The 26,991-nt window shown below is 50.8% G+C and carries 29 protein-coding genes; 11 read left to right on the forward strand and 18 right to left on the reverse strand.

Annotation, left to right across the window (positions count from 1 at the left end):
- The first annotated feature begins 330 nt into the window (after positions 1 to 330).
- The 5 genes from I0P70_RS13350 (at position 331) to I0P70_RS13370 (ending at position 5,973) form a co-directional block, all read left to right on the forward strand.
- Positions 331 to 864 (forward strand): RNA methyltransferase, encoded by a 534-nt coding sequence (locus I0P70_RS13350; RefSeq protein ID WP_196118784.1) that lies wholly within the window; start codon positions 331 to 333, stop codon positions 862 to 864.
- 371 nt (positions 865 to 1,235) lie between these two features.
- Positions 1,236 to 3,698 (forward strand): TonB-dependent receptor domain-containing protein, encoded by a 2,463-nt coding sequence (locus tag I0P70_RS13355; RefSeq protein WP_196118786.1) that lies wholly within the window; start codon positions 1,236 to 1,238, stop codon positions 3,696 to 3,698.
- 144 nt (positions 3,699 to 3,842) lie between these two features.
- Positions 3,843 to 4,850 carry a dipeptidase gene (locus tag I0P70_RS13360; RefSeq protein WP_196118788.1) on the forward strand — a complete coding sequence of 336 codons (1,008 nt, stop codon included), beginning with the start codon at positions 3,843 to 3,845 and terminating at the stop codon, positions 4,848 to 4,850.
- A gap of 178 nt (positions 4,851 to 5,028) precedes the next feature.
- Entirely contained in the window at positions 5,029 to 5,214 is a 186-nt protein-coding gene (locus tag I0P70_RS13365) for a hypothetical protein (protein ID WP_007657379.1), read from the forward strand.
- 90 nt (positions 5,215 to 5,304) lie between these two features.
- A complete protein-coding gene (locus I0P70_RS13370) occupies positions 5,305 to 5,973 on the forward strand; it encodes a hypothetical protein (RefSeq protein ID WP_196118790.1) in 669 nt (222 codons plus the stop codon).
- A 14-nt stretch (positions 5,974 to 5,987) separates the two neighbouring features.
- Here I0P70_RS13370 and I0P70_RS13375 read toward each other — a convergent pair whose 3' ends face one another.
- From I0P70_RS13375 to I0P70_RS13390, 4 genes are all read right to left on the reverse strand, one after another.
- Positions 5,988 to 6,542, reverse strand: a complete 555-nt coding sequence (locus tag I0P70_RS13375) for a DUF4142 domain-containing protein (RefSeq protein WP_196118792.1) — start codon at positions 6,540 to 6,542, stop codon at positions 5,988 to 5,990.
- A gap of 106 nt (positions 6,543 to 6,648) precedes the next feature.
- Complete coding sequence (locus tag I0P70_RS13380; protein WP_196118794.1) at positions 6,649 to 8,886, reverse strand: M28 family peptidase; 2,238 nt, start codon at positions 8,884 to 8,886, stop codon at positions 6,649 to 6,651.
- Positions 8,887 to 9,204: 318 nt separating this feature from the next.
- Entirely contained in the window at positions 9,205 to 9,987 is a 783-nt protein-coding gene (locus tag I0P70_RS13385; RefSeq protein ID WP_196118796.1) for a TerC family protein, read from the reverse strand.
- A 28-nt stretch (positions 9,988 to 10,015) separates the two neighbouring features.
- Positions 10,016 to 10,513 carry a YajQ family cyclic di-GMP-binding protein gene (locus I0P70_RS13390; protein WP_196118798.1) on the reverse strand — a complete coding sequence of 166 codons (498 nt, stop codon included), beginning with the start codon at positions 10,511 to 10,513 and terminating at the stop codon, positions 10,016 to 10,018.
- 320 nt (positions 10,514 to 10,833) lie between these two features.
- Between I0P70_RS13390 and I0P70_RS13395 the strand changes: the two genes are divergently transcribed.
- Together I0P70_RS13395 and I0P70_RS13400 are read left to right on the forward strand one after the other, a co-directional pair.
- The gene (locus tag I0P70_RS13395) at positions 10,834 to 11,265 is read left to right on the forward strand and encodes a GNAT family N-acetyltransferase (RefSeq protein ID WP_196118799.1); all 432 of its coding nucleotides are present in this window, start codon (positions 10,834 to 10,836) and stop codon (positions 11,263 to 11,265) included.
- A gap of 12 nt (positions 11,266 to 11,277) precedes the next feature.
- Positions 11,278 to 11,826, forward strand: coding sequence for a lipocalin family protein (locus I0P70_RS13400; RefSeq protein WP_196118801.1), 549 nt, complete (start codon positions 11,278 to 11,280; stop codon positions 11,824 to 11,826).
- Positions 11,827 to 11,835: 9 nt separating this feature from the next.
- Here I0P70_RS13400 and I0P70_RS13405 read toward each other — a convergent pair whose 3' ends face one another.
- The 3 genes from I0P70_RS13405 to I0P70_RS13415 are packed head-to-tail and all read right to left on the reverse strand — an operon-like array spanning position 11,836 to position 14,072.
- Positions 11,836 to 13,035: a carboxypeptidase-like regulatory domain-containing protein gene (locus I0P70_RS13405; protein ID WP_196118803.1), complete on the reverse strand. Its 1,200-nt coding sequence runs from the start codon at positions 13,033 to 13,035 to the stop codon at positions 11,836 to 11,838.
- A 55-nt stretch (positions 13,036 to 13,090) separates the two neighbouring features.
- Positions 13,091 to 13,714, reverse strand: coding sequence for a hypothetical protein (locus I0P70_RS13410; RefSeq protein ID WP_196118805.1), 624 nt, complete (start codon positions 13,712 to 13,714; stop codon positions 13,091 to 13,093).
- A gap of 10 nt (positions 13,715 to 13,724) precedes the next feature.
- The gene (locus tag I0P70_RS13415) at positions 13,725 to 14,072 is read right to left on the reverse strand and encodes a DUF4174 domain-containing protein (RefSeq protein ID WP_230392186.1); all 348 of its coding nucleotides are present in this window, start codon (positions 14,070 to 14,072) and stop codon (positions 13,725 to 13,727) included.
- Positions 14,073 to 14,331: 259 nt separating this feature from the next.
- Here I0P70_RS13415 and I0P70_RS13420 point away from each other — a divergent pair, with 259 nt between their 5' ends.
- Both I0P70_RS13420 and I0P70_RS13425 read left to right on the forward strand, forming a co-directional pair.
- A complete protein-coding gene (locus tag I0P70_RS13420; RefSeq protein ID WP_196118807.1) occupies positions 14,332 to 16,707 on the forward strand; it encodes a carboxypeptidase-like regulatory domain-containing protein in 2,376 nt (791 codons plus the stop codon).
- 137 nt (positions 16,708 to 16,844) lie between these two features.
- Positions 16,845 to 17,369: a YfiT family bacillithiol transferase gene (locus I0P70_RS13425; protein ID WP_196118842.1), complete on the forward strand. Its 525-nt coding sequence runs from the start codon at positions 16,845 to 16,847 to the stop codon at positions 17,367 to 17,369.
- 7 nt (positions 17,370 to 17,376) lie between these two features.
- Here I0P70_RS13425 and I0P70_RS13430 read toward each other — a convergent pair whose 3' ends face one another.
- The 10 genes from I0P70_RS13430 to I0P70_RS13475 all read right to left on the reverse strand — a co-directional run bounded on the left by I0P70_RS13430 (position 17,377) and on the right by I0P70_RS13475 (position 23,650).
- Positions 17,377 to 17,817 (reverse strand): hypothetical protein, encoded by a 441-nt coding sequence (locus I0P70_RS13430; protein ID WP_196118844.1) that lies wholly within the window; start codon positions 17,815 to 17,817, stop codon positions 17,377 to 17,379.
- Between the two features lie 4 nt (positions 17,818 to 17,821).
- Entirely contained in the window at positions 17,822 to 18,307 is a 486-nt protein-coding gene (locus I0P70_RS13435; protein ID WP_196118846.1) for a hypothetical protein, read from the reverse strand.
- Positions 18,308 to 18,338: 31 nt separating this feature from the next.
- Positions 18,339 to 18,854, reverse strand: a complete 516-nt coding sequence (locus I0P70_RS13440; protein ID WP_196118848.1) for a GDYXXLXY domain-containing protein — start codon at positions 18,852 to 18,854, stop codon at positions 18,339 to 18,341.
- Positions 18,844 to 19,920: a DUF4401 domain-containing protein gene (locus tag I0P70_RS13445; RefSeq protein ID WP_196118850.1), complete on the reverse strand. Its 1,077-nt coding sequence runs from the start codon at positions 19,918 to 19,920 to the stop codon at positions 18,844 to 18,846. Before I0P70_RS13445 ends, I0P70_RS13440 begins: the two co-directional genes overlap by 11 nt.
- The gene (locus I0P70_RS13450) at positions 19,910 to 20,875 is read right to left on the reverse strand and encodes a DUF2157 domain-containing protein (protein ID WP_196118853.1); all 966 of its coding nucleotides are present in this window, start codon (positions 20,873 to 20,875) and stop codon (positions 19,910 to 19,912) included. Before I0P70_RS13450 ends, I0P70_RS13445 begins: the two co-directional genes overlap by 11 nt.
- A gap of 72 nt (positions 20,876 to 20,947) precedes the next feature.
- On the reverse strand, positions 20,948 to 21,370 hold the full coding sequence (gene yiaA, locus I0P70_RS13455) for an inner membrane protein YiaA (RefSeq protein WP_196118855.1): 423 nt from the start codon (positions 21,368 to 21,370) through the stop codon (positions 20,948 to 20,950).
- Positions 21,371 to 21,452: 82 nt separating this feature from the next.
- Entirely contained in the window at positions 21,453 to 22,016 is a 564-nt protein-coding gene (locus tag I0P70_RS13460; protein ID WP_230392187.1) for a Crp/Fnr family transcriptional regulator, read from the reverse strand.
- Between the two features lie 12 nt (positions 22,017 to 22,028).
- Positions 22,029 to 22,466 (reverse strand): DUF3592 domain-containing protein, encoded by a 438-nt coding sequence (locus tag I0P70_RS13465; RefSeq protein WP_196118857.1) that lies wholly within the window; start codon positions 22,464 to 22,466, stop codon positions 22,029 to 22,031.
- A gap of 247 nt (positions 22,467 to 22,713) precedes the next feature.
- Positions 22,714 to 23,280 carry a hypothetical protein gene (locus I0P70_RS13470; RefSeq protein ID WP_196118859.1) on the reverse strand — a complete coding sequence of 189 codons (567 nt, stop codon included), beginning with the start codon at positions 23,278 to 23,280 and terminating at the stop codon, positions 22,714 to 22,716.
- Positions 23,281 to 23,284: 4 nt separating this feature from the next.
- Positions 23,285 to 23,650 (reverse strand): hypothetical protein, encoded by a 366-nt coding sequence (locus tag I0P70_RS13475; RefSeq protein ID WP_196118861.1) that lies wholly within the window; start codon positions 23,648 to 23,650, stop codon positions 23,285 to 23,287.
- A gap of 208 nt (positions 23,651 to 23,858) precedes the next feature.
- Here I0P70_RS13475 and I0P70_RS13480 point away from each other — a divergent pair, with 208 nt between their 5' ends.
- Entirely contained in the window at positions 23,859 to 24,776 is a 918-nt protein-coding gene (locus I0P70_RS13480) for a glutamate--tRNA ligase family protein (RefSeq protein WP_196118863.1), read from the forward strand.
- 86 nt (positions 24,777 to 24,862) lie between these two features.
- Here I0P70_RS13480 and I0P70_RS13485 read toward each other — a convergent pair whose 3' ends face one another.
- Positions 24,863 to 25,390 carry a DUF2911 domain-containing protein gene (locus tag I0P70_RS13485; protein ID WP_196118865.1) on the reverse strand — a complete coding sequence of 176 codons (528 nt, stop codon included), beginning with the start codon at positions 25,388 to 25,390 and terminating at the stop codon, positions 24,863 to 24,865.
- A 221-nt stretch (positions 25,391 to 25,611) separates the two neighbouring features.
- Between I0P70_RS13485 and I0P70_RS13490 the strand changes: the two genes are divergently transcribed.
- Positions 25,612 to 26,967, forward strand: coding sequence for a mechanosensitive ion channel family protein (locus tag I0P70_RS13490; RefSeq protein ID WP_230392189.1), 1,356 nt, complete (start codon positions 25,612 to 25,614; stop codon positions 26,965 to 26,967).
- The last annotated feature ends 24 nt before the right edge of the window (positions 26,968 to 26,991 follow it).

The following is a 26,991-nucleotide window of genomic DNA, read 5'->3' on the forward strand; positions in this document are numbered from 1 at the left end:
CTTGATGAAAAAAGTAAGCAAAAAAATCAAGACGCTCCAAACTCGCTGAACGCTCAAACAGTGGAGCGCCGAAAAACGCACATGGCACTGCTGCTCGTTTCATAGCCAGCGTGTGAGTTAGTCTTGCCATACCCGCCAGCGATGTGTAACAGTTATTACAATGCTAAGCAGTGTCAAGGAATCCCCTATTTAGAGGGGCAGGGGTGGGTTAAATCCTGATCCCTATTTGATTTCTCCCCTAACCGCCGGACCTTTGCACCGAAGCATGGCAAATGCTATACCTGCGCAGAATTCCTGCGTCCTGTGTCTGATATCTTGAGTCCTTAAAAAATGCGCAAACTCTCCATGGACGACCTCAACCGCGACTCGGTTGAAGAATTCAAAAATAAGAAAAAAATACCGTTAGTCTTGGTGCTCGACAATGTGCGCAGCCTCAATAATGTGGGTTCTGTTTTCCGTACCGCCGACTCCTTTATGGTCGAGAAGGTATACCTCTGTGGTATTACCGGCACGCCACCCCATCGCGACATCGAGAAAACGGCCCTCGGCGCTACTGAATCCGTGGAGTGGGAGCATGTGTCGGATACATTGGAGCTGGTGAAGCAACTAAAAGCCCAAGGGTATAAGGTTGGATCGGTGGAGCAAGCTGAGAACAGCATGAAACTGAACGAGTTTATACCTGAACCACAGCAACATTATGCTCTGGTGCTTGGCAACGAAGTATTTGGCGTGGAACAGGAAGTCATCAACCATTCTGACTTTGTGCTCGAAATCCCGCAGTTTGGTACTAAGCACTCACTCAACATCTCAGTCGCCACAGGTGTGGTGGTATGGGATTTCCTGAGTAAGGTGATGCCAAAGTAACCAATATACGACCCCTGCCCTCTCAAACTACAGAGGGCAAGGGTTTTACTAGTTTGCCTAACCAAATAAAGTTTTAACAACAATTTTTTAAAAAACACTTTCCACGCAAACACCTAACTATCAGTCTATTAAAAACATATCCTCCAAAAAATTGCACTAATCCTGCTCCTTTCTCCCGGAAATCTGTCCCACTGATTAAACCTTTGCCTTTCCCACCTGTCCTACCTGTGGCTAATAGTTGAAGCCGGGGCGAACTATGATCTTCTAAGATGGAAAGGAATGGCTAGCCCCGGCACAATTTCCTACACGACCCCATCGCTTCCCACCCTGAAGCAACTCAGCGCTTTCTTGACATATCCGTATCTAAAATTATGAGAACCTACGTTTTACCATTACTCTTTTTAACATTTCTATACCTTAGCGCTCCACCTGACCTGCAGGCGCAGGACCAACCCACTCAAAACACCAGCACCCGCGGCAAAGTATCCGGCACTGTACAGGATGCCGACTCTAAAGCTCCGCTGGGCTTCGCCAACATTGTACTCCTCACTGCCCGCGACTCCAGCTTGGTAACCGGCGCCACTTCCGATATAGAGGGCAAGTTCGAACTCGATCGTGTACCACAAGGGCAGTTCATCCTGCGCATCTCCTCTGTAGGCTACCCGACCCGTTTCATCCCGAATATCAGGGTAACTGATACTGACAGCAACATCAGACTAGGCGCTATACCTGTAAAAGGGGGCACTACGCAGCTCAAAGAGGTGCAGATCGTGACCGAAAGGCCTATGGTGGAATTTCAGCTCGACAAAAAAGTAGTGAACATGGAGCAGAACATAGCGGCGCAAGGGGGTAGTGTAGCCGATGCTATGCAAAATGTGCCTTCTGTGGATGTGGACCTTGACGGCAATGTGAGTCTGCGGGGAAGCTCCAACGTGACCATATTGGTAGACGGCAAACGTACGGCTCTGTCCAACCTGACCCTTGACCAGATTCCGGCCAGTATGATCGAGAGCGTGGAGCTGATTACCAATCCATCATCCAAGTATGACCCGGAAGGCACATCCGGTGTGATCAACCTGATCCTGAAGAAGAACATGAAGCCCGGTTTCAATGGCACTGCCACCGTGAATGTGGGTACTTACGAAAACTACAACAGCTCCCTCAACCTGAACTACCGCCATTACAAGTGGAATTTCAACGGCGGCTACGATTTCCGCAGAAGCTATCGTCCCGGTGTGCGCCGCTCTTTTCTGACTAACCTGGAGGAGGGCACTTTCCGTGAAGATCTGGGCTCTAACCGTCGAACCGACATTTCGCACAGCTTCCGCTTTGGAGCCGACTATAGCATCAATCCCAAAAACACTATCTCGGCATCTGCCCTATACCGCACCGGCGACGAGCGGGGCTTTAACAGCATTCTGAACCGCAACCTGGATGGTGAGATGAACCTGACACGTCTGAACCTGCGCGAGACACGCGGCACTGAGGATGACGGTGTGATGGATTATAACCTTGGCTACCGGCGCACCTTCGATCAGAAAGGCCGCGAGTGGACTGCCGACGTGATTTACACGGAGCGATTCAGTGACGAGGTGGATAATATCATGCAGCGGTTAACACTCGAAAACGGACAGCCTGTCGACCGTATGAACCAACAGCGGGTTACTTCTGATGATAATACCCGCCGCATTGTAACGCAGTCTGATTATGTGCACCCAATCAACGAAAACAGTCGCTTTGAGGCCGGTTACCGCAGCAGTTTCCAGTTGCTCGACAACGACAACAAGTTCTTTAATTACAACCCGGAAACCAACCAGTGGCTGGTGAACGACAATGTGACCAACCGCTTTGTGTACGATGAGCAGGTACATGCCCTTTACAGTAATTACAGCAATAAGATTAAGGACATTAGTTTCCAGGCGGGTTTGCGGGCAGAGCAGACCTTCACCAAATCAGACCAGCGTACACAGAACAGGGTGTTCGACAACCAATATTTTAGCTTGTTCCCAAGTCTGTTTGTCACAAAAGAATTCAGCCGTGACAACACGGTACAGTTCAGCTACAGCCGTCGCATTAACAGACCACGGGCCTGGTCGCTTAACCCCTTCATCGACTACTCTGACACACTCAACATCCGCTCTGGTAACCCGGAGCTGTTGCCTGAGTTCATTAATTCTTACGAGCTGGGCTATATCAAGTACTGGGACAACACCTCGTTTAACACCACCGTGTTTTATCGTCGCACAAACGACCAGATCCAGCGTTTCCGTACTTTTGATCCGGCTTCTGGCGTAACGTCCACTACCTTTCTTAATCTTGCCAGCGGTTCATCTTATGGCGTGGAACTGGTCGGAACGTATAATCCACTTAAGTGGTGGAAGATCAATGCCAGCGTATCGGGCTTCAGGGTAGAACTGAATGATGCGGGCGGAGATACCGAGCTCAGCAATGACCAGTGGACCTGGAACTCCAAACTTAACTCCAACATGACCGTCTGGAAAGATCTTGCCATACAGGTATCGGCTAACTACCGTGCTCCGATGGCTGATATACAGGGCCAGATGCAGGAAATGTATGCGGTAGACCTGGGCCTGAAAAAAGACGTGCTCAACAAGAAAGGCACCATCACACTGCGCATTTCTGACATATTCGACACCCGCGAGTTTAACTTTGAGAGCTTCGGGCCAGGCTTTGAGCAGACGCACAACAACAAGCGCCAGACACGCATTGCCTTTATTGGATTCACTTACCGCCTCAACAGCGAAGACAGCAACCGTGAACGCCGTCGACAGCGCGATGAGCAGGGAGGCGGTGACGACGGATTTGATTATTAACAGCGATGCATAGGCAAACGTAGGCCGGGGAGTAATCTCCGGCTTTTTTTATGCACACCTCCTTACTCGTACCCAGGCAATGCAGGCAGGTATACCTTCTTTCATGACTTCTCCGTACCTTAAGCCGAAACCAAACCAAACATAATGACTGCTCCTGCCCGACTGCCTATCATTGACCTGCACTGCGACCTCCTGGTATACCTTTCTGACGTACCCAACTCTGCTATTGATAACGTAGCGGAAATTGGCTGTTCTTTGCCTGCCCTTACACAAGGCAATGTGCGTTTGCAGACCATGGCCATTTACTGCTCCACCGCTCCGGGCAGTACCCATTATGCCCACTTGCAAGTCGAGATATTCAGAAAGCTGGCAGAAGACGATAAAAGCTGCCTGACTGCTGTTTCAGACCCAGGCACTCTGCACCAAGTGCTGTCCGGCCAAGGCAACATCGGCATGGTGGCAGCCATTGAGAATGCCTCCGGTTTTTGTGAAGAAGATGAACCACTGGAAGATGGTTTCAAGAAACTCGAGAAGATCATTGATACCGTAGGCCGTCTGCTTTACATTAGCTTTACGCATCACATGGGCAATCGCTTCGGGGGCGGCAACATGACGGACAGGGGTATTTCCCGCGATGGCAAAATGCTGCTCGACTATCTGCATGGACGCCGCATCGCCGTAGACCTTTCCCACACCAGCGACGCCCTGGCTTTCGACATCCTAGAGCACATCGACCGGGAGCGGCTTGCTATACCTGTTATCGCCAGTCACTCCAACTTTAGACCGGTATGGGTACACAATCGCAACCTGCCCGATGAGTTGGCGCAGGAGATTATTCATCGCAGGGGGCTGATCGGCATGAACTTCCTGCGTGCTTTTGTGAACGACGGGAAGCCTGACGCACTGATAGAGCACATCCTGTATGGTTTTGGGAAGGGTGCCGAAGATGTCATCAGTTTCGGTGCCGACTACTTCTATACCGCTGATTTTCCGGATCCAACGCGTGTTCCTTTTTATTTTCCGGAGCACGAGCAGGCAGGCACCAGTTACAGCTTCTTGCTGGAGCGGCTGCAAAACCACCTCTCCGAAGAACAGCTGGCCAAGCTTGCCTATAAAAACACACAGAATTTCATCAACCGAATCTGGTCCTGATTCGTGCTTTTGTCCAATAGAATGACAGCACCCGATAACGCTTTTTCAGCAAAAAACTTGTGCTGAAAATAATATTTATTATATTTAAAGTGGACTATATAGAGACTGTTTAAAACACGTCATTCTTTGTTATAACATACTTCTGTATTTCAGGTCTGTCACCTTATAAAATGCTGTTATGAAATTCATTGGACTTTTTCTCCTTCTTGCCGGGCTGGTTTCGCTCGTTATTGGTTTCACAGGCGCCAATCTGCTGGCTTTGGACTGGGTTAACCAGTGGGGCGAGGGCATTGGCTGGGCTATCCGGGCAGGCATCACGGCGCTTGGTGGGGTATTGTACTATATTTACCGACACGAAGATTAGGGCCATTCGCTTATTTTCTATATAGAAACTTTGCCATGTGCAAACAAACTGCGTATACGCAAATACTGTACACCAAAAGCCGAATCAGCCATGGACTCTCCGCAGTACACACCTTACTACATCCAGATCAATGAGCTCTATATTGATACAGTCGTAATAGACGATACAGAGTTCATCACCTTGTGGTGTTTTACTGTGCTCGATGATGAGTACAAATTTATTTACCTGGGTTGCGATTTCACACAATTCAACCAAATCCTGATCGGCGCCGGCGAGAAAGGCAAGGAGATTGCCCTGCATATGGCCAACGTGCTCAACAGCGAACATGACTCCCCTACTCTGGTACCTATAAAAGAGCAGTTTGACGACTACCTGGAGCTAACCGGCTTTGACCTGGTAGTGTACGAACCACTGGCTGTGGACGATGAATTTGAAGACGAGTATGATGACGATGACGACCTGCCACTGGAGCAACTGCTGGGTGGCGGAAGCAAGCGCTCTGACAATACCTCGCAGAAGTATTTGATCTACCAGTTGGACAAACTATATCCTTCCAAGATCTTCGAGCCAGAAAAGCTGCAGCGCGAGAACATGACTGAGCAGTTTGAGGACGACTCACTGGAGCTGGCACAGCTCTACTACGATTACCTGAATGCCTCCGAAAACGGTTATTCTGAGTGTGAAGCCAGGCAGGTGGCAGGCCTGGAAAAAGACCTGTTCTTCCGGATGGCCCGAAAAGCTGCCGATCTCTGGAGCTAAGCCTGTCTGCTATACTACCTGACGCTGTCATACTGTGCGGCCAGTTGCAGGCGCGCCCGCAATTGTAGCTGCATTTCATTGACCCAGTTCCGGATCTCCTCTTCTTCTGCTTTTAACAACATTTCTCTGTAATGATCCAGCTGCGATCGCTGCGAAGCATACACATACGCCTGATAGTGCTCGTCAAACTCAGCGCCGGTCAACTTCCCAAATTCTTCTAAAGTAGCCCGATCAGCTGAACCCAGTGAATCGGGCAAACTCGTGTGCAAACCTTCTGCTTTGGCAACTTGCTGCAATTGCTTCATCGCATCACCATAAAAGGCCAGCATTTCTGCGCTCAGGGCCTTGACCTCTTCGGATTGGGCACGTTCGGTGGCCAGGCGGGCCAGCTCAGACTGCAACATCGTGGTGCTGGCGGCATAGTCGATAAAGGCGGCGCTGCGGCTCATCTCTTTTACAACCGGAGGCGTGGTAGTTTTGGCCTGATCAGTACTGGGGCTGTCGCCACAGGCGATCATCAGCAAAAATAAAAGCCCGCAGGCAAGGGTGAGCAGTTTATCGTTGAGCATAAGTAAGGGGCCGTCAGGTAGTTGAATAGCTATACCGTATGCCCGGCATCACAAGTTATGCCATCTGCTCAAAAACACTTAAAAGTACAGCAATCCCTTATCAGGTTTAAAACCGGTACGACTTCCGGACCAGTGTCAGGTTGCTTTCGCGGCCCTGCTCCGGTATCACATGCGCGGGCATCGGCTGCCGCACCAGTTGCTGGGGCAGACCAATGCTCACATCATACAGGTATAGCTGCAGGCTGCTGCTTTGCTTCAGACGCACTTCCAGCTCAACCTCTTTAGCATCGGGCAGGCCGTGCACCTTGGCAAAGTATACCGACCCCTGTTCTGTTTCCATGGGCCCCAGCTCAAGCGCTTCCCCATTGATCGCAGCTCCCAGCATAGCATCTTCTTCGGAGGGCTGCAGCACCAGGTCCAGGTGTGCCGCCCCACGCGGCGACTGTAGCCGGATGGTCAGCACACGCTCGCCGGGGGCTATCCCTTCGTTCACCAGACTCGCTACCGGCGCCTGCAAAGGTATAGGCTCTGCCTCGTTTTTCAGGTACTGCCTTGCAGCCATCGGGTATATTTCGGTCAAAGCTCCTGTAGTGGGATTAGGGAAAAACTGTCGGTTCCAGTCATCGGTGCGCTGGTAAGCCGAGGCCCAGACGGCTACACTATCGTCGGCGTTGAGGTAGTAGCTCACATGGCTGTGCAGCGGTTGCTCAGGGCTTGGCTTCTCGGCTTCGATGGCCCGGAACAGTTGTATACCTCCTGCAAAAAGCAGAAAGGCGGGCAAGAGCGGCAGCGTACGCCAGCCGAAGCTACGCTCGATGGTGACCAGCAAAGGCATAGCCAGGCCGGCAAGCAAGAGCAACGTGGCTACCGTAGCGACAGGCATCTGCAAGGCAAATACCACAAAAAGAAAACGAACCAGCGGCATCAGCATAAAAACAGCGGGCACTACACCTGCCAGCAGCACCAGTGCATAAGCCCAGCCGACGGGCTGTTGGTGCAGGTCTTTCAGGAAAAGCACCAGCATAGCCAACAAGCAGAAAAGCAGCGGAAACATGAACAGATAAGCCGCAGCCGGTACCAGCAGCAGGGCTGCCACCATCAGGGCAAACCAGAGCAGGCAGACGCCCATGGCCAAGGCAAATACCGACACCCAGCGCAACAGCAGCCAGCTCAGCAACAACATCAACCCAAGCGCCAACAGCAGGTAGCCCATAAAGAAACTTCCGGCACCGTATACTCCATTCATATCATGGCTGTAAGGCAGCATGCCCTTTACAAAGCCGGTGATGGGGAATGTCAGTCCCGCCACGATGCCGACCACAAGCAGAAAACCGACAAGACCTCCGATCAACTGCACCGCCGAAAAAGCTTTCCGGCGAATACCCACCACGATGCATGCCAGCAGCAGCATTGTCGTGAGTGCCGCCCATAGCAGGTTCCATCCGGCCGGATACTGCACCAGCCAACTGCCTGCCGGGTTAAAGAAAATCTTGTCCTGCGCCTTGGTACTTTCGAGCGACACATTGCCCAGGTGCCGCACCAGCGCCAGCATGTTGCTGCCATGGTGCTGCAGGCTGTTTCGGTCCAGGTTTTCGGGCGAGTCGGTCATTTTGTGGTAGTTCACAAAGCCGTCGATGAAAGCGGAGTTTACCCCCGTGTACCCGGCATCCCTAAACACGGTGAAGTCGGTGTTGTTGGGCAGATTGCGGTATACCTCATACATCATGGAGCTGGCAAAAGGGTATGGCGCCGACTCAGCAAACTGCTCCACGATCCAGCCGTTTTCGGGACTTATCTCGAAGGTCATGCTCGGGCCGGCATTGCCACGTGCCTCCACGTTTATCACTACGCCTACCTCATTCGCCCAGGGGTGCTTCAGAAAAGCCTTGGCCCCGTACAGTCCATACTCTTCACCATCAGTCATCAGAAAAATAACGTCATGCTGCAGCGGTTCACCCATCTGCAGGGCACGGGCAGTCTCGAGCATGGCCGCTATACCTGCGCCATCGTCGCCGGCACCGGGGGTGTTGGGCTGCGAGTCATAGTGCGCCATCACCAGCACAGCTTTCCCGCCTGGTTGCGTTCCTTTTATTCTGCCCAGCAAGTTGTACACATAGCCCACATTGCTGGCATCGCCCACCGGATTCACAATCACCTGTTCCTGCACTTCAGGCTGAAGTCCCAGCATCTCCATTTGTTTCAGCAAGTACCGTCGCGCTTCCGCATGTCCCGGCGTACCCATGGCGTGCGGCTGGCTGGCCACTTTCCGAACGTGTGCCATAGCACGTTCCGCCGAAAAGTCAGTAGCTGGAGCATCAGCCGACAAAGCTTCAGGTGGGCTCATCAGACTAACGCTGTATACACTCAACCCTACAAGGGCAACCAGTAGGAATAAAGAAACGAAATAGGGTCTTTTAGACATGGCCAGGTATGGGGTGGTTCTATACGGTTAATATAGCAAATTCCTATATACATTGTATTTATACCTGAACCCATCCGTACGTGCATATGTATTCAAGACACTGTGGGTACACTGGGTATAGGGACAACTCCACAGCCCTTCTGCCAAGTTGAAGAACAGGCGGGATTTCTCCAGGATATCCTATATAAAAAATCCCCGCCAGTATACCTGGCGGGGATTTCAACAATAGTTTTGGAACACCTAACGGGAAGGATCGCCCTCGGGCAGCACCTCGTTTTGGCGCAGGTGCACCGGAGTGGTCTTCTTGCGTAGCTTCATGTTGAGCATCTCCACCATCAGCGAGAAGAACATCGCAAAGTAGATGTAGCCTTTCGGGATATGTTGGTGCAGCGCTTCCACCACCAGCATAAAGCCGATAAGAAGCAGGAAAGAAAGCGCCAGCATTTTCACAGTCGGGTGCTTGTTCACGAAGTCGCTCACGTACTTGGCGAATACTAGCATGATAATCATGGCGATGATCACGGCGACCACCATCACGACAATCTCCTGCGCCAGGCCCACCGCCGTCAGGATGGAGTCGAACGAGAACACGATATCGATGAGGATGATCTGCACAAGCACTTTGCCCATGGTCATGGAGCCCTCTCCCACATTGTGCCCCTCTTCGGTGCCCTCGAGCTTGTTGTGAATCTCGGTCACGGACTTGGCCAGCAAGAACAAACCTCCCGCAAACAGGATAATGTCGCGCCACGACACCGGGAAATCCTCGTTGGTGAATGGCAGGTTGATCGAGAAAAGCGGGTTGCTGGCGCTTACGATTGCTGCGATAAACATCAGCAAAATAATGCGGAAAACCAGCGCCAGCATAATGCCGATGTTGCGCCCCTTGGCCTGTTGCTCCTTGGGTAGCCGCGCCACAATAATGGAAATGAACACGATGTTGTCGATGCCGAGCACCACCTCCATAAAGGTCAGCGTCAGCAGACTGATCCAGGTATCCGGATTAGCGAATATGTCAAACATACGATATAAGGTGAGTGAGGTGAGGGTATTACGACTTCATATTGACATACTGAAGCGGCATACCAATTTCTTCGGCGTTTGTACGCAGAAGCGCGATTACTTGCTGCAAGTCATCGATTTTTTTGCCTGTCACCCGAATGGTTTCATCCATCATGGCAGCCGATACTTTCGCCTTGCTGTCTTTGATGAGCTTCATGATCTTCTTGGAAGTCTCTTTGTCGATGCCGGCTTTCACTTTGATGTCCTTCTTCACCATGGCGCCGGATGCGTAGGGCTCTTTGGAGAAATCGAGGGCAGTGGCGTCGAGGCCCTGCTTTACCATTTTGCCGATAAGCACGTCTTCGGTATGCTGCAGGCGCATGTCGTTTTCCATGCTGATGTGCACTTCATTGTTCTTCTTGTCGAATTCGAGCGAGCCTTTGGTGTCGCGGAAGTCATAGCGGTTCATGATCTCCTTGCGGGCCACGTTCACCGCATTGTCCATCGTCTGCGGATCTACTTTGCTGATGATATCAAAAGATGCCATAGTTTTTAGGTTAGGTAACAGAAATAAGTTTTACACGATTTATAACCCACAAAGTTATTTATCTGATTGTTGATTGCTAATTGTTGCTTGTTTTTATTGAAGTGGTTTAATGATTGAATTTCTAATTGATGATTGTTGGCCAGTAAATTGTTGTTCGTTGATTGGTAATTGCTGGTGACTGGTTGCTAAATTGCCTCACTGAACCGTCTACAGATCTTTATTGGCAATCTGTCTCTAACGATGCAGTCAAAAGCCTCTCTTGAGAGGACAGGGCAGTATTTTTCATTCCACCCTATTAATAACCAGCAATCAACAAACAAATGAAAGTCATTGAACCTGCTACACCAGAGCAACTCAAACAGTATTACCAACTGCGTTACGATTCCCTGCGCAAGCCCTGGGACCAGCCTGAGGGCAGCGAACGTGCCGATGACGATGACCAGGCCATACACGCCATGCTGGTCGATGATACGGGTGAGGCCGTGGGAGTCTGCCGTCTGCACCTGAACACGCCAGAGGAAGGACAGATCCGCTTCATGGGGGTGCGGGCCGACAAGCAGGGCCAGCGCCTCGGCGACCACCTGATCAGCTACCTCGAAGACCGCGCCCGAAAACTTGGAGCTACTTCCATGACGCTGCAGGCCCGCGAAAATGCTGTAAACTTTTACCGTCGCAACGGGTATGAAGTAGTAGAAAAAACATACCTGTTGTTTGGCTCCATTCAGCACTATAAGATGACCAAGCAACTGTAATGCGTTGCGAAAATGACCTTCAACAAAAAGAACAAGCTCCTTCTCACCGCCGGTGCTGTCTTATTAGGCACTATTATCATCAGCGGTTGCAGCAGCACAAATGCCCCACTCGAAACAGTGCCCGAAGTGGACCTGAAACGCTACATGGGCAAGTGGTATGAAATCGCTTCTATACCTCAGCGCTTCACCAAAGGCTGCACCTGCACCACGGCCGACTATAAACTCAACGCCGAAGAGGGTTATGTGGAGGTTTACAACTCCTGTCTGAAAGAGGGTAAGGTGAGTGATGTGAAAGGAAAAGCTTTTCCGGTGGAGGGCAGCAGTAACAGCAAACTCAGGGTACAGTTTTTCTGGCCCTTCAAAGGCGACTATTGGATACTGGAGCTCGATCCTGAGTACAGGTATGTGATGGTGGGTGCACCTGACCGCGAAAGCCTCTGGTTCCTCTCCCGCACCCCTACCATGGACGAAGCCACTTATGCCAGGCTGGAGCAGTTAGCCAAGAGCAAAGGCTTTCCGGTGGAGCAGTTGCAGATGACTGAACAACGTTGCGCAGAATAGCGGCCAGTGTTAAAGCTGATAGTCGAGCGGCAGCATGTCACCTACTTTTTCCCATGACCAGTATCCTTCAAAAAGCACATCCAGCGGATTCAGGAAATTCCCAGCGGGTTCTACTCCTACCGTGTCTGCCTGCAAAGAGAAAACTGATGTCTGGAATGTAGGTTTACGGGCAGTGGCACCCTTGAGAAAATCAGAGGTGCTCCTGACGTAAGCAGGTTCTTCCTGCTCACCAGTATACACGACCTGCATAAACTGCTCAAAAGATAAACGGGCCTTACCTTCAGCTAATGTCATATACTCGCTGTAAGGCACAGGATTCATGTCCAACTGCTCCACAAAACGTGGCAGCCGGGCTCGGCTCAGGATGTCGCTGATGCTATCGGAAATAGTGATTGTGTTACCGTTCGCTCGCAGGTGGGCACGGGCCTCTGCTATTTCTTCGTCTGTTGGCCTATTAGGGTTAGGCAAGCGGTAAAGGCGACGCAGGTTAAACCCCTCTTCTTCCAGGCGCTTTTGCTGCAGTGCTCGGGCAAAGTGCATGGCAGAGCCACGGTAAGCCGATTCTCTGTTCTTTTGCCATTTGCGCTGCTTGCCTTTGCTTCCCTGCATCAGTTCATAGCGCGGATACCCCTCAAATGTCACATACCCCTCCTTGGTCCGATAGGTAAAGTCTGTCAGCAGGTACCCCACCTTGTACCCTAGCAAACTGTTCTCGATCAGCAGCGGGGCACGGGCTGCTACCGACAACACACCACTGGTATGATCAAAATCAATGGTCAGCACCTCCGGGTTTAGGAGTTTGCATCCTTTGGCAATCCAGCTCCTGCCCAGAAAGTTTTCTTTGAACACCTCCAGGTTATCATACCACTGCGCATCCCGCTTACCTTGCACTTCTACTACCCCGAGCATCTGGGCCTTGGGCGTCAGTTTAAAAAGGATGGCTGAAGGCAGGCTATCGGTTCGTGCTGTGTATACCAGTGGCTCGTAACCCAAGTATGAGACAATCACCTCGTAGGTGCCTGCCGGCATTGCAAGCGCAAACTCGCCCTTATCATTTGTGGTGGTGCCTCTGGTAGTGGTGTTCAGGTATACCGACACATACTCCAGGGGCTCATTAGTAGCAGCATCCACTACGCGGCCTTTCAGTGTCTGGGCTTGCACTGCAATCGAAATCAAAAAAAACAGAAAGATCAGGAGCGTTTGTCTCATATATCTGAAACTACCAATATTCCTCCTAATAGTCAAACCTATACCTGATCCGTGCTCAGTAAGCCCGCCACATACCTGTGGTGTCCTCAGCGGCGGCTCCATCGGCAGGTATAGGTGACTCTTGCAGCATGGGGTCCTCTTCTGTATTAAAGCGGTCGGCACTGAACATAAAGGACACGATGCCTAGCAGCAGCACAAAAACAAACGGAAAGACCAGGTTACGATAAAAGAAATCACGCAACGGCTCGTGCAGCTTCCGGAATCGTTTCAGGTATAAGAAGAGCAACACGCCTACCAGTATGTAAAGCGGAACTACTGCATAGAAGATCACTTGCCAGCCATACCAGTTCTGGTAGCGGAAAATAAGCGCCAGCAGCCCTGTAACCAGCGAAAAGCTACTGAGTGCTCCCAGCAGGGCTAGCCATACGTTCGAAACGATGTAGAAGAATGAAAGGCCTACCTGCACCAGAAATAGCAATATCAGTACAGCCATGGCGAAAACAAACACAAAACTGCCACCCGTCAGGCCTATGAACTTCATGGCAACACCTACGACGGCCATACCCACCGCGACATAAAGCACCAGTGTAAAAGATCGGATAAAAGAGATGAGCTGGTAACGCACATCGGCTATCAGCGATCGTTTTTCGTGACGGAGGGGACGATGGTCAAAGGTCATGGCAATCGTTTTAGTCCTGTTTACGCATTTCCTGCCTGCGCATCGGCATCTGGTCGATTATTTTGAACACCTCTTCCAGAGGCACTGCTTTCCGATTCCGGTATTTCTCCAGTCCATCTTTCCCCAGCAAAAGTAAGGTATAGCCATCCGCTTCTACCTCGAATTTCTTCAGCAGATCCTCCCGCATATTAGCTGCATTACCACCCGGTACCAACTCCAGCACCACCAGTTTCCGCTCCGCCAAACCATGCATGTTTTTGCGGTTTAATTCTTTTTGCCTGATCAATTCCGCATCACTTCCTGATGCTGTAAAGAGCAGCAAAAGCCGATTTTCCCATTTGTAAGCTTCCAGATTCATTTCTTTTTTCTTTTGTGCCTGTGTCAATAACGGGAGCAGAAATACTAGACAAAGTACAGTTATTTTCATCACTTGCTTTCCCATATCCTTTTCATACGAAAGTACCAGTAAGCAGGGTGTAACACCAGTTAGTCGATGGAATAAGTTAGCTCATCTAAAATAGAAACATATTATGAATAGATTATATGAATCTAAAATAAAAGTCTATACCTTTGCGCCCTGATTTGACACCGCAACCACAACTACACAAAATAAAACCATGAAATTCAATGCGTTAACTGCTTTGGCAGCCTTGCTACTGCTTTTATTTTTTAGTACCCCAATCACTGTGCTGGGTCAGCAGCTCACCCAAACCATCCGGGGCAAAATCATCGACAAAGAGTCACAGGAACCTTTGATCGGAGCCACGGTGGCCATCCTGACCATCGACCCACCGATGGGCACAACTACTGATATAAACGGCACTTTCCGCCTCGACAAAGTACCAGTGGGGCGCCATACCTTGCGCATCAGTTACCTGGGCTATGAGGAGCAGGTATTGCCTGAGTTGCTGCTTGGTTCGGGCAAGGAACTGGTGCTGAACATCGGCCTGAGCGAATCCTTCAGAAAACTGCAAGAAGTAGTGATTAGCGCCGAGCAGCAGAGCAAAGGAAACCCGCTCAATGAGATGGCCATGATCAGCTCGCGCTCCATTTCGGTGGAGGAGACCAAGCGCTACGCTGCCAGTGTGAACGACCCGGCCCGTGCCGCCCAGAACTATGCCGGCGTAGGCATCAGCCAGGACATGAGCAACGAGATCGTGGTGCGGGGTAACTCACCACGAGGCGTGCTCTGGCGGGTGGAAGGGATTGAAGTACCGAACCCAAGTCACTTTGCAGAAGAAGGTGCAGCCGGCGGTGCCGTGAGCATCCTGAGTGTGAACATGCTTGATAACTCCGACTTCAACACAGGCGCTTTCTCGGCGGAGTATGGCAATGCACTGTCCGGCATATTCGACATCCGCTTGCGCAACGGCAACAACGAGAAACGCGAGTATGCACTGCAGGCAGGTATACTAGGTATAGACTTTGCCGCCGAGGGTCCTTTTAAGGCAGGTTCCAAGGCCTCCTACCTAGCCAACTACCGCTACTCGACACTAGCTATGCTGAACAAAATCGGTGTGAAAATATCAGGTGATGCCGTGCCTGTTTTTCAGGATTTCTCCTTTAAGCTATACCTGCCAACGGCCAAAGCAGGCTACTTCTCTTTCTGGGGGTTGGGCGGATTGAGTGAGCAGAATGTAAAGGCCGAACGTGACGCCGAGCAGTGGGAAGGTTATCTTGACCGCTTCGACGACCGCTTTCAGGCGCGTATGGCCTCATCGGGTCTCACGCACATTCTGTTCCTTGGCAAAGACGATTACATCGAATCTACGCTTTCTTTCTCCACGAGCGGCAACAAGGTATGGGTCGACTCGCTGGCAACAGACTATACAGCTATACCTTTCTACTGCCACGATTTTGCACAGCAGGCTACCCGTTTCTCGTCGCTTTACAACCGCAAATTCAACAACCGACATACCTTGCGCACCGGTTTTATCCTGAGCCAATTGGGTTATGATTCTTATGCAGGCGGACGCAACATAGAGTACGAAGAAGGCGAATTTGTGAACCAGCGCGGCAGCACACAAATGATGCAGGCCTTTGCGCAGTGGAAGTATCGCTTCACGGAGCAGCTCACCCTCAACACTGGTCTGCACAGCCTTTATTTTGGGCTAAATGGCAACACCGTGGTAGAGCCGCGCATGGGCCTGAAGTACCAGGTAAATGCTACTAAATCTTTCAGCGCTGCCTTTGGTTTGCACAGCCGCCACGACGCCCTTACGTCTTACTTTGCGCAGCAGCGACAGGCCGACGGCAGCTATACCCAGCCAAACCGAAAACTGGGCTTTACCCGCGCCGCGCATTACGTGCTGGGTTATGACCAAATGTTGCGCGAAGACCTCCGTCTGAAAGTTGAGACTTATTACCAGCACCTCTTCAAAGTGCCGGTGAGCGCGGCCGAAAACAGTACTTACTCTGCCCTGAACTACGAGCGTAGTATCAGCCGCGAGACCTTGGTGAACGAGGGCACCGGACGCAATTATGGGGTAGAGATGACGCTGGAGAAATTCTTCACAAACAACTACTACTTCCTGCTCACCACCTCGCTCTACGACTCTAAATACACCACAGTCAAAGGCATTGAGCGCAGCACCCGATTCAACGGCAACCACATTGTGAACCTGCTGGCTGGCAAGGAGTTCAAGGTGGGCAGCAACAAGCAAAACCTGATCGGGCTGAACGGCAAAGTGATGTGGGCGGGCGGCAACCGCTATACCCCGATCGACCTGGAGAAATCGAAAGAGATGAAGTACGAGGTGCTGGATGTGGACAATCGTTTCGGAGTACAGACGCCCGATTACTTTCGCTCCGACATCCGGGTGAGCTACCGCAAAAACAGACCCAACGCCAGCTACATCCTGTCGCTTGACATCCAGAACTTCACCAACCGCCAGAACGTGTTTGGCGTGCAGTACGACCGCATAAAAGAAGAAGTCGTAACCCGCTACATGGTGGGCATGCTGCCGATTCTGAATTACAGAGTGGAGTTCTAGAAAGCTCTATACCTAAAGCAAAACGCCACCTTCATAAACTGGAAGTGGCGTTTTGCTTTAGGGGTAGAAAATATATGTGGGTAACAGGTATAAGGTCTGCCGGTATTCTCTATATTTAAGTTCTTCTCTGACAAACTATGGACAAACTTCGCTACCCCATCGGTCAGTTCGACCTGGATGCAAGCATTTCGGAAGACCAACTGAACCTCTATATTCTCTCTATTGGCAGCCTGCCTACAAAACTGGCACAAGCCGTAGCCAACCTGTCGGATGAACAACTGGATACGCCTTATCGACCCGGAGGCTGGACTGTGCGCCAGGTTGTGCATCACCTACCAGACAGTCATCTCAATGGCTATACCCGCCAAAAACTGGCCCTGACAGAAGAGAATCCAATTATCCGACCTTATGATGAAGTAGCTTGGGCAGAGCTTCCAGAGGCTAAAACAGCAGATCCGGGCATTTCGCTCACACTGTTGCACGCCTTGCACCAGCGCTGGGTCCTGATGCTGCACCAACTTTCTCGCGAGCAACTTAACCGCACGTTTGTTCACCCGGTTTCCGGCCAGCAAACCATACGGCAGCACATTGGGCTATACGCCTGGCACGGTGAGCACCACCTGGCGCATATCACTGAGCTAAAGAAAAGGATGGATTGGTAAAAGGCTGTTATTGGATCTTCACATGTGCTGAGTCTGCCACCTGGTAAAATAGCGTATCCTGCAGTTCGTTTGTGAGAGCCAGGGTCTGGGTATTGTGGTCGAGTGTCAGGGTTTCAGAAGCTTCCAGATCGCCGGTATCTCGTTTGATGGCTCCGTTCAGGATGATGAGTTTGAAGAAGAAGATAAAACTAACCACCGCCACAGCATGGACCAAAAGCGCTCCTTTGTTATGTGTGTCGGCTGGAATTGCAAATACGATAATGATGCGCCGTATCAGCATCAAAGCTCCAACTACCAGCACCAATAAACCTACCAAATGGTGTAGCCCCGGAGCATGTGCGTACTCCCAGCCAAATACGAGGTAAGTGAGCCAAACCAGCGCAAAACCTCCTGCATAGTAAGCCAGCCCCCGCCCTATACCTGCTATCAGATTATTCTTAATACGCATATCCTTACTGTATTTTCATTTCGGTCAGGTCGCGCAGTTCTACCCGCAGGTCCTGTGCGATATGTTGCATTTCCTGCATGGCCTGCTCTTTTGATTTGCGCTGCAGCAGGTGCAGCTTCAGGTTGTCCGACAGCTTGATGTAGCCATCATATTTCACAAATTGGAAAGTACTCATCGATGCCCTCGACTCACTCACCTGCTTGTAGTTGTTCCGTTTAAGGAAGAGGAAATCAATACCAGCGAGCGGCAGCATTTTACCGAATGTTATACCTGCAAAGCGCACCCCTTCGCGGTAGGTCATTTGCGCCAGATCGAACTCTGTGCGATAGTGCGTAAACTGCGTGATGATAGCTGTTGGAAGAAAGGCATAAGCTGCTACTGAGCCATTTACAATCATCGTGACCGCAAGTGCGGTGGTGATCCAGCTGAATACCCGTGCGCTTGCACTGAAGTAGTGTCCTGTGTTATAGCTGTGTAAAGTTGCTGGCATAGGCTCTCTGAAATGATAGTCAATATAAAGTTTATTTCTGAGAAACTTGCTCCAGATTCGGCACAATCAACGCTCTATTTTCGTCATACAATCCTACCAGTACGCTGTTGCCTTTATCATCCACTCGCAGGCCGCCGTACTCCGCTTTTTCAAAAGTCTCTGCCTGCCCCTCTTCAAAAAAGTAAGACTCTGCCCCGAGGTTGAGCGACCAACGTCCTTTGCTATACCTGAGTAGGATCTCTCTTTCATTTAGTGGTTCCATTTCCGGCTGATAACGCACCAGCTGCGCCACATTCTGGGAGTCTAACTGCACCACAGCATAGCCGCGGCTGGGCAGCTTTTCCAGTTCCTGCGTTTGGCTGATAGCATAGCTGAGTACCATGTAGTCGCCCTGCATGAGCGAGCGCGGGTCTACCGGGGCCAGGCTGAGCAGCACCAAGTGGCCATCTTCCAGGATCTCCTCTTTCTCCACTACCGACAGGTTAAAAAAAACCAGCACCGCCACCAGGTTGACCAGCACGACTATGCTTTTGAGGTTACGCTTCATGGTTTCGCAGATAACGGTTCAACAGGTATAGGCCACCTAAAAACAAGGCACCCGTGAGCACCAGCACCCCGGACTTGGCCAGAAGGGTCATGTTCAGGTCGTAATAGTAGAGCACCAGAAAGTAGGCCAGCGCCAGCAGTCCGGCCCAGAGGCCTGTTCTGTGCCCGATGTAAAAACTGGACAGTACCACCAGTAAAGCACCCGGCACCGAAGGCGCCAGTACTGTTGGCAGCAACACCACAGCACAGCAGGTATAGAAAATGGCCAGTGTCTTCTTGTCCTTCAGCCCGCTTTCGCGCAGCACACGGTGTAGCAACAGCAACAGACAGCCAATTAGAAACAAGCCCGATAACCAGAAATGGGTGATGTTGGTGGAGAGGAATTTCTGATGCACAAACAGCCCCAGCGTGAGGATCAGGGATAAGATCAACCCCATGCGGACCGGCCCAAAAACCAGCGCCAATCGCCGTGACATGGCCAACAACTTCGCTTCGTATAGACTGATGAAAGTAAGCATACCTGCCAGCACCATAATCAGAGCATGCGACAGGTTGTATACCTTGTGTATGAAGATCAGGCTCAGCAGGCTGCCATTGAGCACCAGTACCGAGATGAACACACAAACCGCGCTCTTCGAGAAAATCAGCACAAGCACAGCGGCTATACCTAAGACTACGGCTACTGAAGTGGTATCATCCGTGAGCTGGCCAGTACCGAAAGCCAGCATCACGTAGCTTGTAATGTTCATAGCAATACCCAAGGCGTCAGTGGTCGTGTCTTGTTTCATGCGGACTACTATTTCAGCAACAATCAATAAGATCACACCCAACTGCAGCATGGCCATACCTGAGCTGAGTAGCTGCGTTCCGGCGATGGCTCCCATTAAAGTACCCATAGCCAGCAAGCCACCCAGAATTGTGAGCACCTTCACAGGCCAGCGTTTGAGCAGCGAAGTAGAATGTGCTACCTCTGCTTTAATGGCCGTTTCGTCGTAGCTGAAGTCGAGTTGCTCCTGCGCAATCTCCTGCAGCAAGGTTTCGAGTTGTATTGGTTCTTTATCGGCCATGCCACTGTCTGTTAAGTCTGCCCAGGAACTGAATCAGTAAGGTAATGCTGCCTACCACAAAGATCGTGGCCAGCAACAGCATGAACTCCGGCACGTTCTCCCCGATCCGCACCAGGATGGCCGTGACCACCGCTATGGCGCTAAAGGGCAAAGCTGTCAGGTAAAAGATGTCGCGCACCCGCAGGCCGTAGGCTATACCTGCGCCATACATAGCCGCGCCGAGCAAATAGGCTAGTCCGTAATCCCAGTTTATACCTGCAAACAGAGTGGAGATCATACTAATGGTGATGACCGTGATCGCCGCCAGCCCCACCAGACGCGGAAACCAGCGGTGCTGTATACCTACACGACCTTTTGCGGCCAGTACTTCCCAGACAACAACAGCCGCTGCGTTGAGAATAAACATCATGTCCATCACCATGGCAAAACTCCAGTGCAAAGCCACCTGCTGGGTATAGAGCACTAAGGTGGTGTTGAGCAGCACCAGGAAGATGAACCAAAGCGGCTGAAACCGAGCCACAACAACCCACAGCACGACGCACATCGTCCAGCCCAAAAAGAAGTCATAGGCATTGGCCCCGGTCTGGTAGATCTGCCCGAATACGGCAAAGAGTACGCCGACGAGCACGGTACTAGCTGTAAGCAGCACATTCTTCACCGTGCCACTGCGTTTTGTAAACAGTGCCGCAAACGTCACCGCCAGTATCAGCAACTCGATCAGGCCCAGTTTCACGAACTTGTGCATGTCAGCCCAGTTATAGGCGAAAAAGAAGATGATACCCGAGATCAAAAAACTGCCTCCAAGCCCCAGCAAGAACAGCCGGACAAACCTGATCCAGTCCTGCGCCCCGGCGTATACCTGCCCTCTGCGGAGCCAGCCGGCTATACCTGCCTCGCGCCAGTTACTGTGCCTGGCGATGCTGTAAATGATCTCGCGGGAGAGGAGTGGTTTCATAGAATCAATTGAAAAGAGGCTGTCATGATAGAATCCAAACTGATGCGCTCTGAGGCTGCTGTAAAGTGGCGTCTAGTAATACTGCTCCGCTTCATGCTTTATGGACATTTCGCTGCTCATACTGTCACGGGTATTTTTCTGTACCGCAATCGCAGCAAAAAGGCTTAGCAGAAAGGACATACCGTAAAAGCCTTTTTCGCTCAGGAGCAGATCGGCGTTCCAAAGCCCCACTGTCAGCAGCACGATCGCCAAAAGGGTCGAAAACCAGCTGAGCGCATAATAGATGTTGGTAACCGGTATACCTTCCAGTTGGTCGCGCACGCTTTTCTGAAGTGAGATGGCTGAGAACAGACCAAACATCAGGATGGCAAAATAATAGCCCTTCTCGTTCAGCATCATGTCGGCGTTCCAAAGGCCGATGATGTAGGCTGTCATACCTGTCAATAAAGTAGCCCAGGAGGCTGCTACGAATGCGTTGGATGGTTTCTGATTCATGTTTTCTTTCGTTTAAGTGATGAATCAAAGGTATAGCAGCCCCTAAAACTTTCTTTTGACAATTGTCAAAAAAGGAAGCCTATCAAACCTGGCTTCGGATCCTGCTCAAGGTTTCCTGGCTGATGCCCAGGTAGGACGCAATCTGCCCAAGCGGAATCCGCTGCAGAATGTGGGGTGATGTTTCCAATAGCTGTTCGTACCGCTCCCGGGCCGTCTTGAACTGCATGGCCATCAAGCGCTCTTCCAGTCTGATGTAGTACTGCTCGTTTATGATCCGCACAAGGCGCTCCAGGTCCTGGTGCTGATCAAACAGCTCGTTCAGGGCTTCGAAACTTATCCCCCACAGAGTGGAGTCTTCCAGGACCTGTATGTTTTCTATACCTGGCTTCCGGGAGATAAAGCTGTAGAAAGACGTAATGAAATTATTTTCGAAGCCAAACCAATACGTCACTTCCTTCCCATCCAGGTTATAATATCCTCGCAGGCAACCTCGCTCCAGGAAGTACAGCTTACTGCACACCATTCCTTCCCGTACCAAAAATGAATTCCTCGGAATCTCTACCCGCGTTAATGCTTTGGAAAGCGCCTCCCACGCTCCTGAAGAAATGGGATGGTACTGCGATATGCAATTGTATAAGGCGTTCATCTTGGGGCAATTCTATAAGGGCATCGATCTTTTGGATTTAGCATGCTGAGCAGCGTATTCCTTTAATGAAACGTACAGGCATACCCAAAGCAGTAAAAGCATCGCTGGCAGCACAGCATTTAATCCTAAATAGATATCTGAGAAGCTCATAATAGCACAGTCATCAGGATCATTCTGAAGGTAGATAACGTTGACCTTTTCCCCAAATTCATAGCTAGAATTAGGAGGGCCTAGCATCGTAATCACGTCTTTAGCAGTCTTAAATTCTACAATTGAATAAGTCGTTTTGCCAGAGAATCGGAGCGACCTAGTGTATGCTTCTTCATAACCAATGACTTCACCTTCAGTTATTAACCCGAATAATAATAGTCTGGACTTACTTAACAGCGGAAGTAATAGAATCAAAACTAATACCGTGAGAAACTTGGCTTTACTGATATGCAGGTTCATCAATGGACTTATGCGTTAAGGATAATGGCAAGGTAGGATTTTGGCAACAGCTCCATGCATTACTTTATCGCAGAAAACCCTGTTATGGTGGAGAACAAGCCTAAGAACCTTGGTGAAGATTATATTAGCGATACCACAGGCTGAATTTAGACTAATGCTCGATAATAAGGCGGCTGTTATGGGATCAAGGAACCATGCGTGCCAGGCGGTCGACCGAAGCATAAAATTCACACAATGTTGGCTTGCGTTAATTTTCTGATTGACCTGACATTGATTTCAGACAATTATAGATGACGTTTTTAATGGTAAGCTGATAAATTTCCTCCATCCTTTCGTTCGTAGCATCTATTGATTGCACAAATAGTTCTCCACTTGAATCGCATGCTGTAATCAATTCACCCGATTCCTGATTAACCAGATTGATTTGAACCTGCGCAAATCCTCTTTCTTTTTCACTACTCCATGTAGCTGAGAATTCCTTGTAGCTATCGGGTATGTTTATGACTGCTTTTACAGGGATGCCCACATTAGTTGTGTTTTCCTTGATTACGTTTTCTATTATTTGTTTGTGGGTCGCTGTTAAAGCCGGCACATGCTTAATCAAAGAGTTTGGTTTTGAGACGAGAGGCAGTTTTATATCCTCAATAGATTGATCTGTTCTGCTGTCTGTTATCTGAACTTCCTGAACGCTAAAAGCTAAATTTAGAGGCGGTAAATTATCTTGCTTTACCTGGGATACATACCTGTTTGCTGCACAGCCACTCAAAAGACACATAATTGCAACTGCAAGGATGCTTGATAAACTTTTTCTCATTCCCTTATTCGTACATCTGGAAAGTTTCCGTGCTGCTTGTCTTAGCAATGCCATAATTTTCTTCATCCCGGAAATTCACCACACCTGATTTTATCTTTTCCTCACCTTCTCTCAGCTCCTGCGCCATCTTTCCAATTTCCCGGGATATTTGCTCTTTTTCAGCTTGACTGTAATGATCAAATTTTGAGTCTAAAAGCGATACAGTCAATTCACTTTTGTTTTTGATGTCAATTTCAACTTTCTCTGTTTCGTATGTTTTGGAGATAGTCTCTTTTAGTTGATTCATGTATTTAAATTCTCCGGTCATTTCTGAACAACTGGATAGGGTAATCAGCAGAATCGCCAGGATTGCGTAAGTACATTTTTTCATTTTGGTAGTTTTCAGTTAATCATTTAGGAGTTGGGGACACTTACGCCTAACGTATTCAAAAGCGTAAACATATACTTATCTGTATATGATCAAACATAACGAAATTCCGGAACTCATCCACCTTAACTTCAGGTATTTTAACAGTTTCTGATTTGACTTGATAAATAGCAGCTATACCTTTGGCCTCATCAAACCCAGCGCTATACCTGTGGAAACGACCCCATCCATAAAAACCCGCATCGCCCCGACTCCCAGCGGCTACCTGCACCTGGGCAATGCGCTGTCGTTTGCCATTACGTGGGCACTGGCCCGCAAGCAGCAAGGCATAGTGGCGCTGCGCATCGACGACCTCGACAATGCCCGCTTCCGCCCCGAGTACCTGCAGGACATCTTCGACACACTCGCCTTTATGGGCCTCGACTATGACGAGGGACCGCGCAATCCAAAAGATTTTCAGGAGAACTACTCACAATTGCTCAGGCTTCCGGCTTATCAGGCGCAACTCGACAAACTGGTGCAGCAGGGTATGGTGTATGCCTGCCCCTGTTCCCGCAGCCAGATAGCAGCCCTGTCGCCGCAAGGGCTATACCCGCTCACCTGCCGCGACGAGCAGCTGCCGCTCGATACCCCCAATGCCGCCTGGCGTGTGCGTATACCAGAGGAGACCACCGTCTCCTTCCAGGACCAACTGCTCGGCAACTGCACTGTGGCGCTGGCCCTCGAGATGCCTGACTTCGTGGTGCGCCGCAAAGACGGTATACCTGCCTACCAGATTGCTTCGATCGTGGATGACCTGGCCATGGGCGTGAACCTGATCGTGCGGGGCGAAGACCTGATGCTCTCTACAGCAGCTCAGCTATACCTGGCGCAGCACACAGGTGCCGTGGCCTTCACCAATGCAGTTTTTGTACACCACCCGCTTATTACCGCTGAGGGCAGCAAACTATCCAAGTCGCATGACGCTCTCTCACTTACCGAAATGCGCAAGGCTGGCCTCACCCCAAGGCAATTCTGGCAAAAGCTGGCCGAACTGCTCGGCTGGCAAAACGCAGGTATAGCCGACGCACAAAGTTTCCTGCAGCAGTTTGAGCTAAAAGACCTGCCACGACAAGCACTACAGGTATAGCCCGCTGCCAAAGGGCACAAAAAAGCCCTGCTATCTTCAAGGGTATACCTGAACACACAGCAGGGCTTCTACTAAGATGGAGCGCTTTACTTAGCCGCCTGAATCATCACGGGCACTTCCAGATTCTCCCACCGCAGCACAATTCCTTCATTGGTCACATCGTACACCAGTCGCTCGTTCATCGTGTCAGCCTGGCGCGGCTTGGCCGTCACACGCAGCGCATCCTGCTTCTCGTCGTACTGTGTGCCCCACTGCTTGGCGGTTTTATTGAAAATAACTGTCCACTCGTCCTCGCCAGGTATAGCATAGAAGCTGTAAGTGCCAGCTGGTAGCTTTTGCCCCTCCACCATCACATCGCGGTCGGTGGTAACGGTGGTCGCTTCGTTTGCCCCGGCACGCCATACCTTGCCATAAGGCACCAGTTCGCCCCAGACGGTACGGCCTTTTACAGACGGACTGCTGTAGTTGATGGTGATGGTCGCATCGCCCACCTTTCCGGAGGCAGTAGCTGGCGGACTGGCCTTTTGCTTCGCATCCTGGGCACAGGCTGTGGATGATACCATTATGCCGATGAACAGCATCACAAGCGCATTCAGAAATCTTAGATTTTTCATAGTAGTTTATTTTGATTTAGGCAGAAAGATAGGCAATAGACCGATACTCTACTACAAGATTATCAACCAATTAGCTAACGAGCAGCAGCAACTCCAAATTGTGTAACCGAAGCAAAGGATTTGGCCCTTCGCTACTAGCCCTTTGCAGCATACCCGTCTTTCTTCCGTATAGAGAAAAACTGCTACAAGATGGCAGGACAATTGAGAAAGCCGCGAAGCCTATGCCTTCCACTAACCGAAACAGAAGAACTTCTACACGAAGACTACGCGTCTCTACAACGGGTACCAGCACACAGGGTACTGGTCAGCCGCAAACCTATACCACTGCTCCCACCCGCAGAAACGTTCGCACCAAAGCCCGCAGAAGAAAGCCAGCCAGGGGATCTGCCGTGAAAGGCGCCCAGAACAGGCTTCGCAATTTCCGCCAGGCTTCTATCCTGGCCGTTGCCATCACGGGTTTTATCCTCCTGATGTTTGCTCCAAGCGAAGCTGGTCTTGCGCAGGAAAACGGCCCGGACTCAGTAGCCGTGGTGGAGGAAGTGGCGGTAGAGGAGCTGGTGCCCGGCGATACAACCTCAGAAGCGGTAACCCAGAATGGCTCTACCAAAGAAGCCGCAGAGGAAGCTATTGGGGCCTTGCAGGGTCTTTGGGAAAGTTTCATCTTCAACCTGCCCAAGATCCTGATTGCGTTGGCCACGCTAGTGCTGGCCTGGCTGCTGGTGCGTATGCTACGGGCTATCCTGCAGCGCACCATCGGCAAATGGCAAAGCTCCAGCGCCATCATCTCGCTTGTCTCTATCGCGGTTTGGCTACTGGCAGTTGGCGTAGCGCTCAGCGTCGTGGCCGGCGACATACGGGCGCTGGTTGGTTCTTTTGGCCTCATCGGCCTGGCCTTGTCATGGTCGCTGCAAACGCCTATTGAAAGTTTTACGGGCTGGCTCATGAACTCCTACCAGGGCTACTACCGTGTGGGCGACCGCATCCGGGTAGGCGAGGTGTTTGGCGACGTATACCGCATCGACTTCCTGACTACTACTGTGTGGGAGATCGGGGCGCCTTATCAGCCGGGCTTCGTACGGGCAGAGCAGCCAACCGGCCGCCTGGTCACTTTCCCAAACAACGAAGTTCTGACGGGAACGGTCATCAACCTGACTGGCGACTTCCCCTATGTGTGGGACGAGCTGGATGTGGGCGTAGCCAACGAATCAGATGTGCCACTGGCCATGGAGGTGCTGGAGAGTGTGGCACTAGGCCTGCTAGGCAATTACATGAAGACTCCGGCTGCCTCCTACTCCCAACTCCTGCAGCGGGCGGGGCTGGACGACGCTGTGCCTGACAAGCCACAAGTATTCGTTTCCATGGATGAGTCGTGGACTAATGTGACCATCCGCTACCTGGTGGGGGCACGTGAGCGCCGTAAGTGGAAAAGCGAACTCACCCTGCGCATCACCAACGAACTGAACAAACCCGAGTATGTTGGAAAGATCATTCCGGTATACCCACGTCAGCAGGTGCAGTTTATCAATCCGGATGGCATTCCTACAAAAGCCAACCCCAGCAACAACACTGAATCTTAAACCGCAACTAATTTACTATCAGAA

Origin of the sequence: Pontibacter sp. FD36 (assembly GCF_015686655.1) — a bacterium.
GTDB lineage: Bacteria > Bacteroidota > Bacteroidia > Cytophagales > Hymenobacteraceae > Pontibacter.

Excerpts from the sequence above, each read along its gene's own strand:
- I0P70_RS13350 (WP_196118784.1), top strand. The coding sequence starts at position 331 with ATGCGCAAACTCTCCATGGACGACCTCAACCGCGACTCGGTTGAAGAA.
- I0P70_RS13355 (WP_196118786.1), top strand. The coding sequence starts at position 1,236 with ATGAGAACCTACGTTTTACCATTACTCTTTTTAACATTTCTATACCTT.
- I0P70_RS13360 (WP_196118788.1), top strand. The coding sequence starts at position 3,843 with ATGACTGCTCCTGCCCGACTGCCTATCATTGACCTGCACTGCGACCTC.
- I0P70_RS13365 (WP_007657379.1), top strand. The coding sequence starts at position 5,029 with ATGAAATTCATTGGACTTTTTCTCCTTCTTGCCGGGCTGGTTTCGCTC.
- I0P70_RS13370 (WP_196118790.1), top strand. The coding sequence starts at position 5,305 with ATGGACTCTCCGCAGTACACACCTTACTACATCCAGATCAATGAGCTC.
- I0P70_RS13375 (WP_196118792.1), bottom strand. The coding sequence starts at position 6,542 with ATGCTCAACGATAAACTGCTCACCCTTGCCTGCGGGCTTTTATTTTTG.
- I0P70_RS13380 (WP_196118794.1), bottom strand. The coding sequence starts at position 8,886 with ATGAGCCCACCTGAAGCTTTGTCGGCTGATGCTCCAGCTACTGACTTT.
- I0P70_RS13385 (WP_196118796.1), bottom strand. The coding sequence starts at position 9,987 with ATGTTTGACATATTCGCTAATCCGGATACCTGGATCAGTCTGCTGACG.
- I0P70_RS13390 (WP_196118798.1), bottom strand. The coding sequence starts at position 10,513 with ATGGCATCTTTTGATATCATCAGCAAAGTAGATCCGCAGACGATGGAC.
- I0P70_RS13395 (WP_196118799.1), top strand. The coding sequence starts at position 10,834 with ATGAAAGTCATTGAACCTGCTACACCAGAGCAACTCAAACAGTATTAC.
- I0P70_RS13400 (WP_196118801.1), top strand. The coding sequence starts at position 11,278 with ATGACCTTCAACAAAAAGAACAAGCTCCTTCTCACCGCCGGTGCTGTC.
- I0P70_RS13405 (WP_196118803.1), bottom strand. The coding sequence starts at position 13,035 with ATGAGACAAACGCTCCTGATCTTTCTGTTTTTTTTGATTTCGATTGCA.
- I0P70_RS13410 (WP_196118805.1), bottom strand. The coding sequence starts at position 13,714 with ATGACCTTTGACCATCGTCCCCTCCGTCACGAAAAACGATCGCTGATA.
- I0P70_RS13415 (WP_230392186.1), bottom strand. The coding sequence starts at position 14,072 with ATGAATCTGGAAGCTTACAAATGGGAAAATCGGCTTTTGCTGCTCTTT.
- I0P70_RS13420 (WP_196118807.1), top strand. The coding sequence starts at position 14,332 with ATGAAATTCAATGCGTTAACTGCTTTGGCAGCCTTGCTACTGCTTTTA.
- I0P70_RS13425 (WP_196118842.1), top strand. The coding sequence starts at position 16,845 with ATGGACAAACTTCGCTACCCCATCGGTCAGTTCGACCTGGATGCAAGC.
- I0P70_RS13430 (WP_196118844.1), bottom strand. The coding sequence starts at position 17,817 with ATGCGTATTAAGAATAATCTGATAGCAGGTATAGGGCGGGGGCTGGCT.
- I0P70_RS13435 (WP_196118846.1), bottom strand. The coding sequence starts at position 18,307 with ATGCCAGCAACTTTACACAGCTATAACACAGGACACTACTTCAGTGCA.
- I0P70_RS13440 (WP_196118848.1), bottom strand. The coding sequence starts at position 18,854 with ATGAAGCGTAACCTCAAAAGCATAGTCGTGCTGGTCAACCTGGTGGCG.
- I0P70_RS13445 (WP_196118850.1), bottom strand. The coding sequence starts at position 19,920 with ATGGCCGATAAAGAACCAATACAACTCGAAACCTTGCTGCAGGAGATT.
- I0P70_RS13450 (WP_196118853.1), bottom strand. The coding sequence starts at position 20,875 with ATGAAACCACTCCTCTCCCGCGAGATCATTTACAGCATCGCCAGGCAC.
- yiaA (WP_196118855.1), bottom strand. The coding sequence starts at position 21,370 with ATGAATCAGAAACCATCCAACGCATTCGTAGCAGCCTCCTGGGCTACT.
- I0P70_RS13460 (WP_230392187.1), bottom strand. The coding sequence starts at position 22,016 with ATGAACGCCTTATACAATTGCATATCGCAGTACCATCCCATTTCTTCA.
- I0P70_RS13465 (WP_196118857.1), bottom strand. The coding sequence starts at position 22,466 with ATGAACCTGCATATCAGTAAAGCCAAGTTTCTCACGGTATTAGTTTTG.
- I0P70_RS13470 (WP_196118859.1), bottom strand. The coding sequence starts at position 23,280 with ATGAGAAAAAGTTTATCAAGCATCCTTGCAGTTGCAATTATGTGTCTT.
- I0P70_RS13475 (WP_196118861.1), bottom strand. The coding sequence starts at position 23,650 with ATGAAAAAATGTACTTACGCAATCCTGGCGATTCTGCTGATTACCCTA.
- I0P70_RS13485 (WP_196118865.1), bottom strand. The coding sequence starts at position 25,390 with ATGAAAAATCTAAGATTTCTGAATGCGCTTGTGATGCTGTTCATCGGC.
- I0P70_RS13490 (WP_230392189.1), top strand. The coding sequence starts at position 25,612 with ATGCCTTCCACTAACCGAAACAGAAGAACTTCTACACGAAGACTACGC.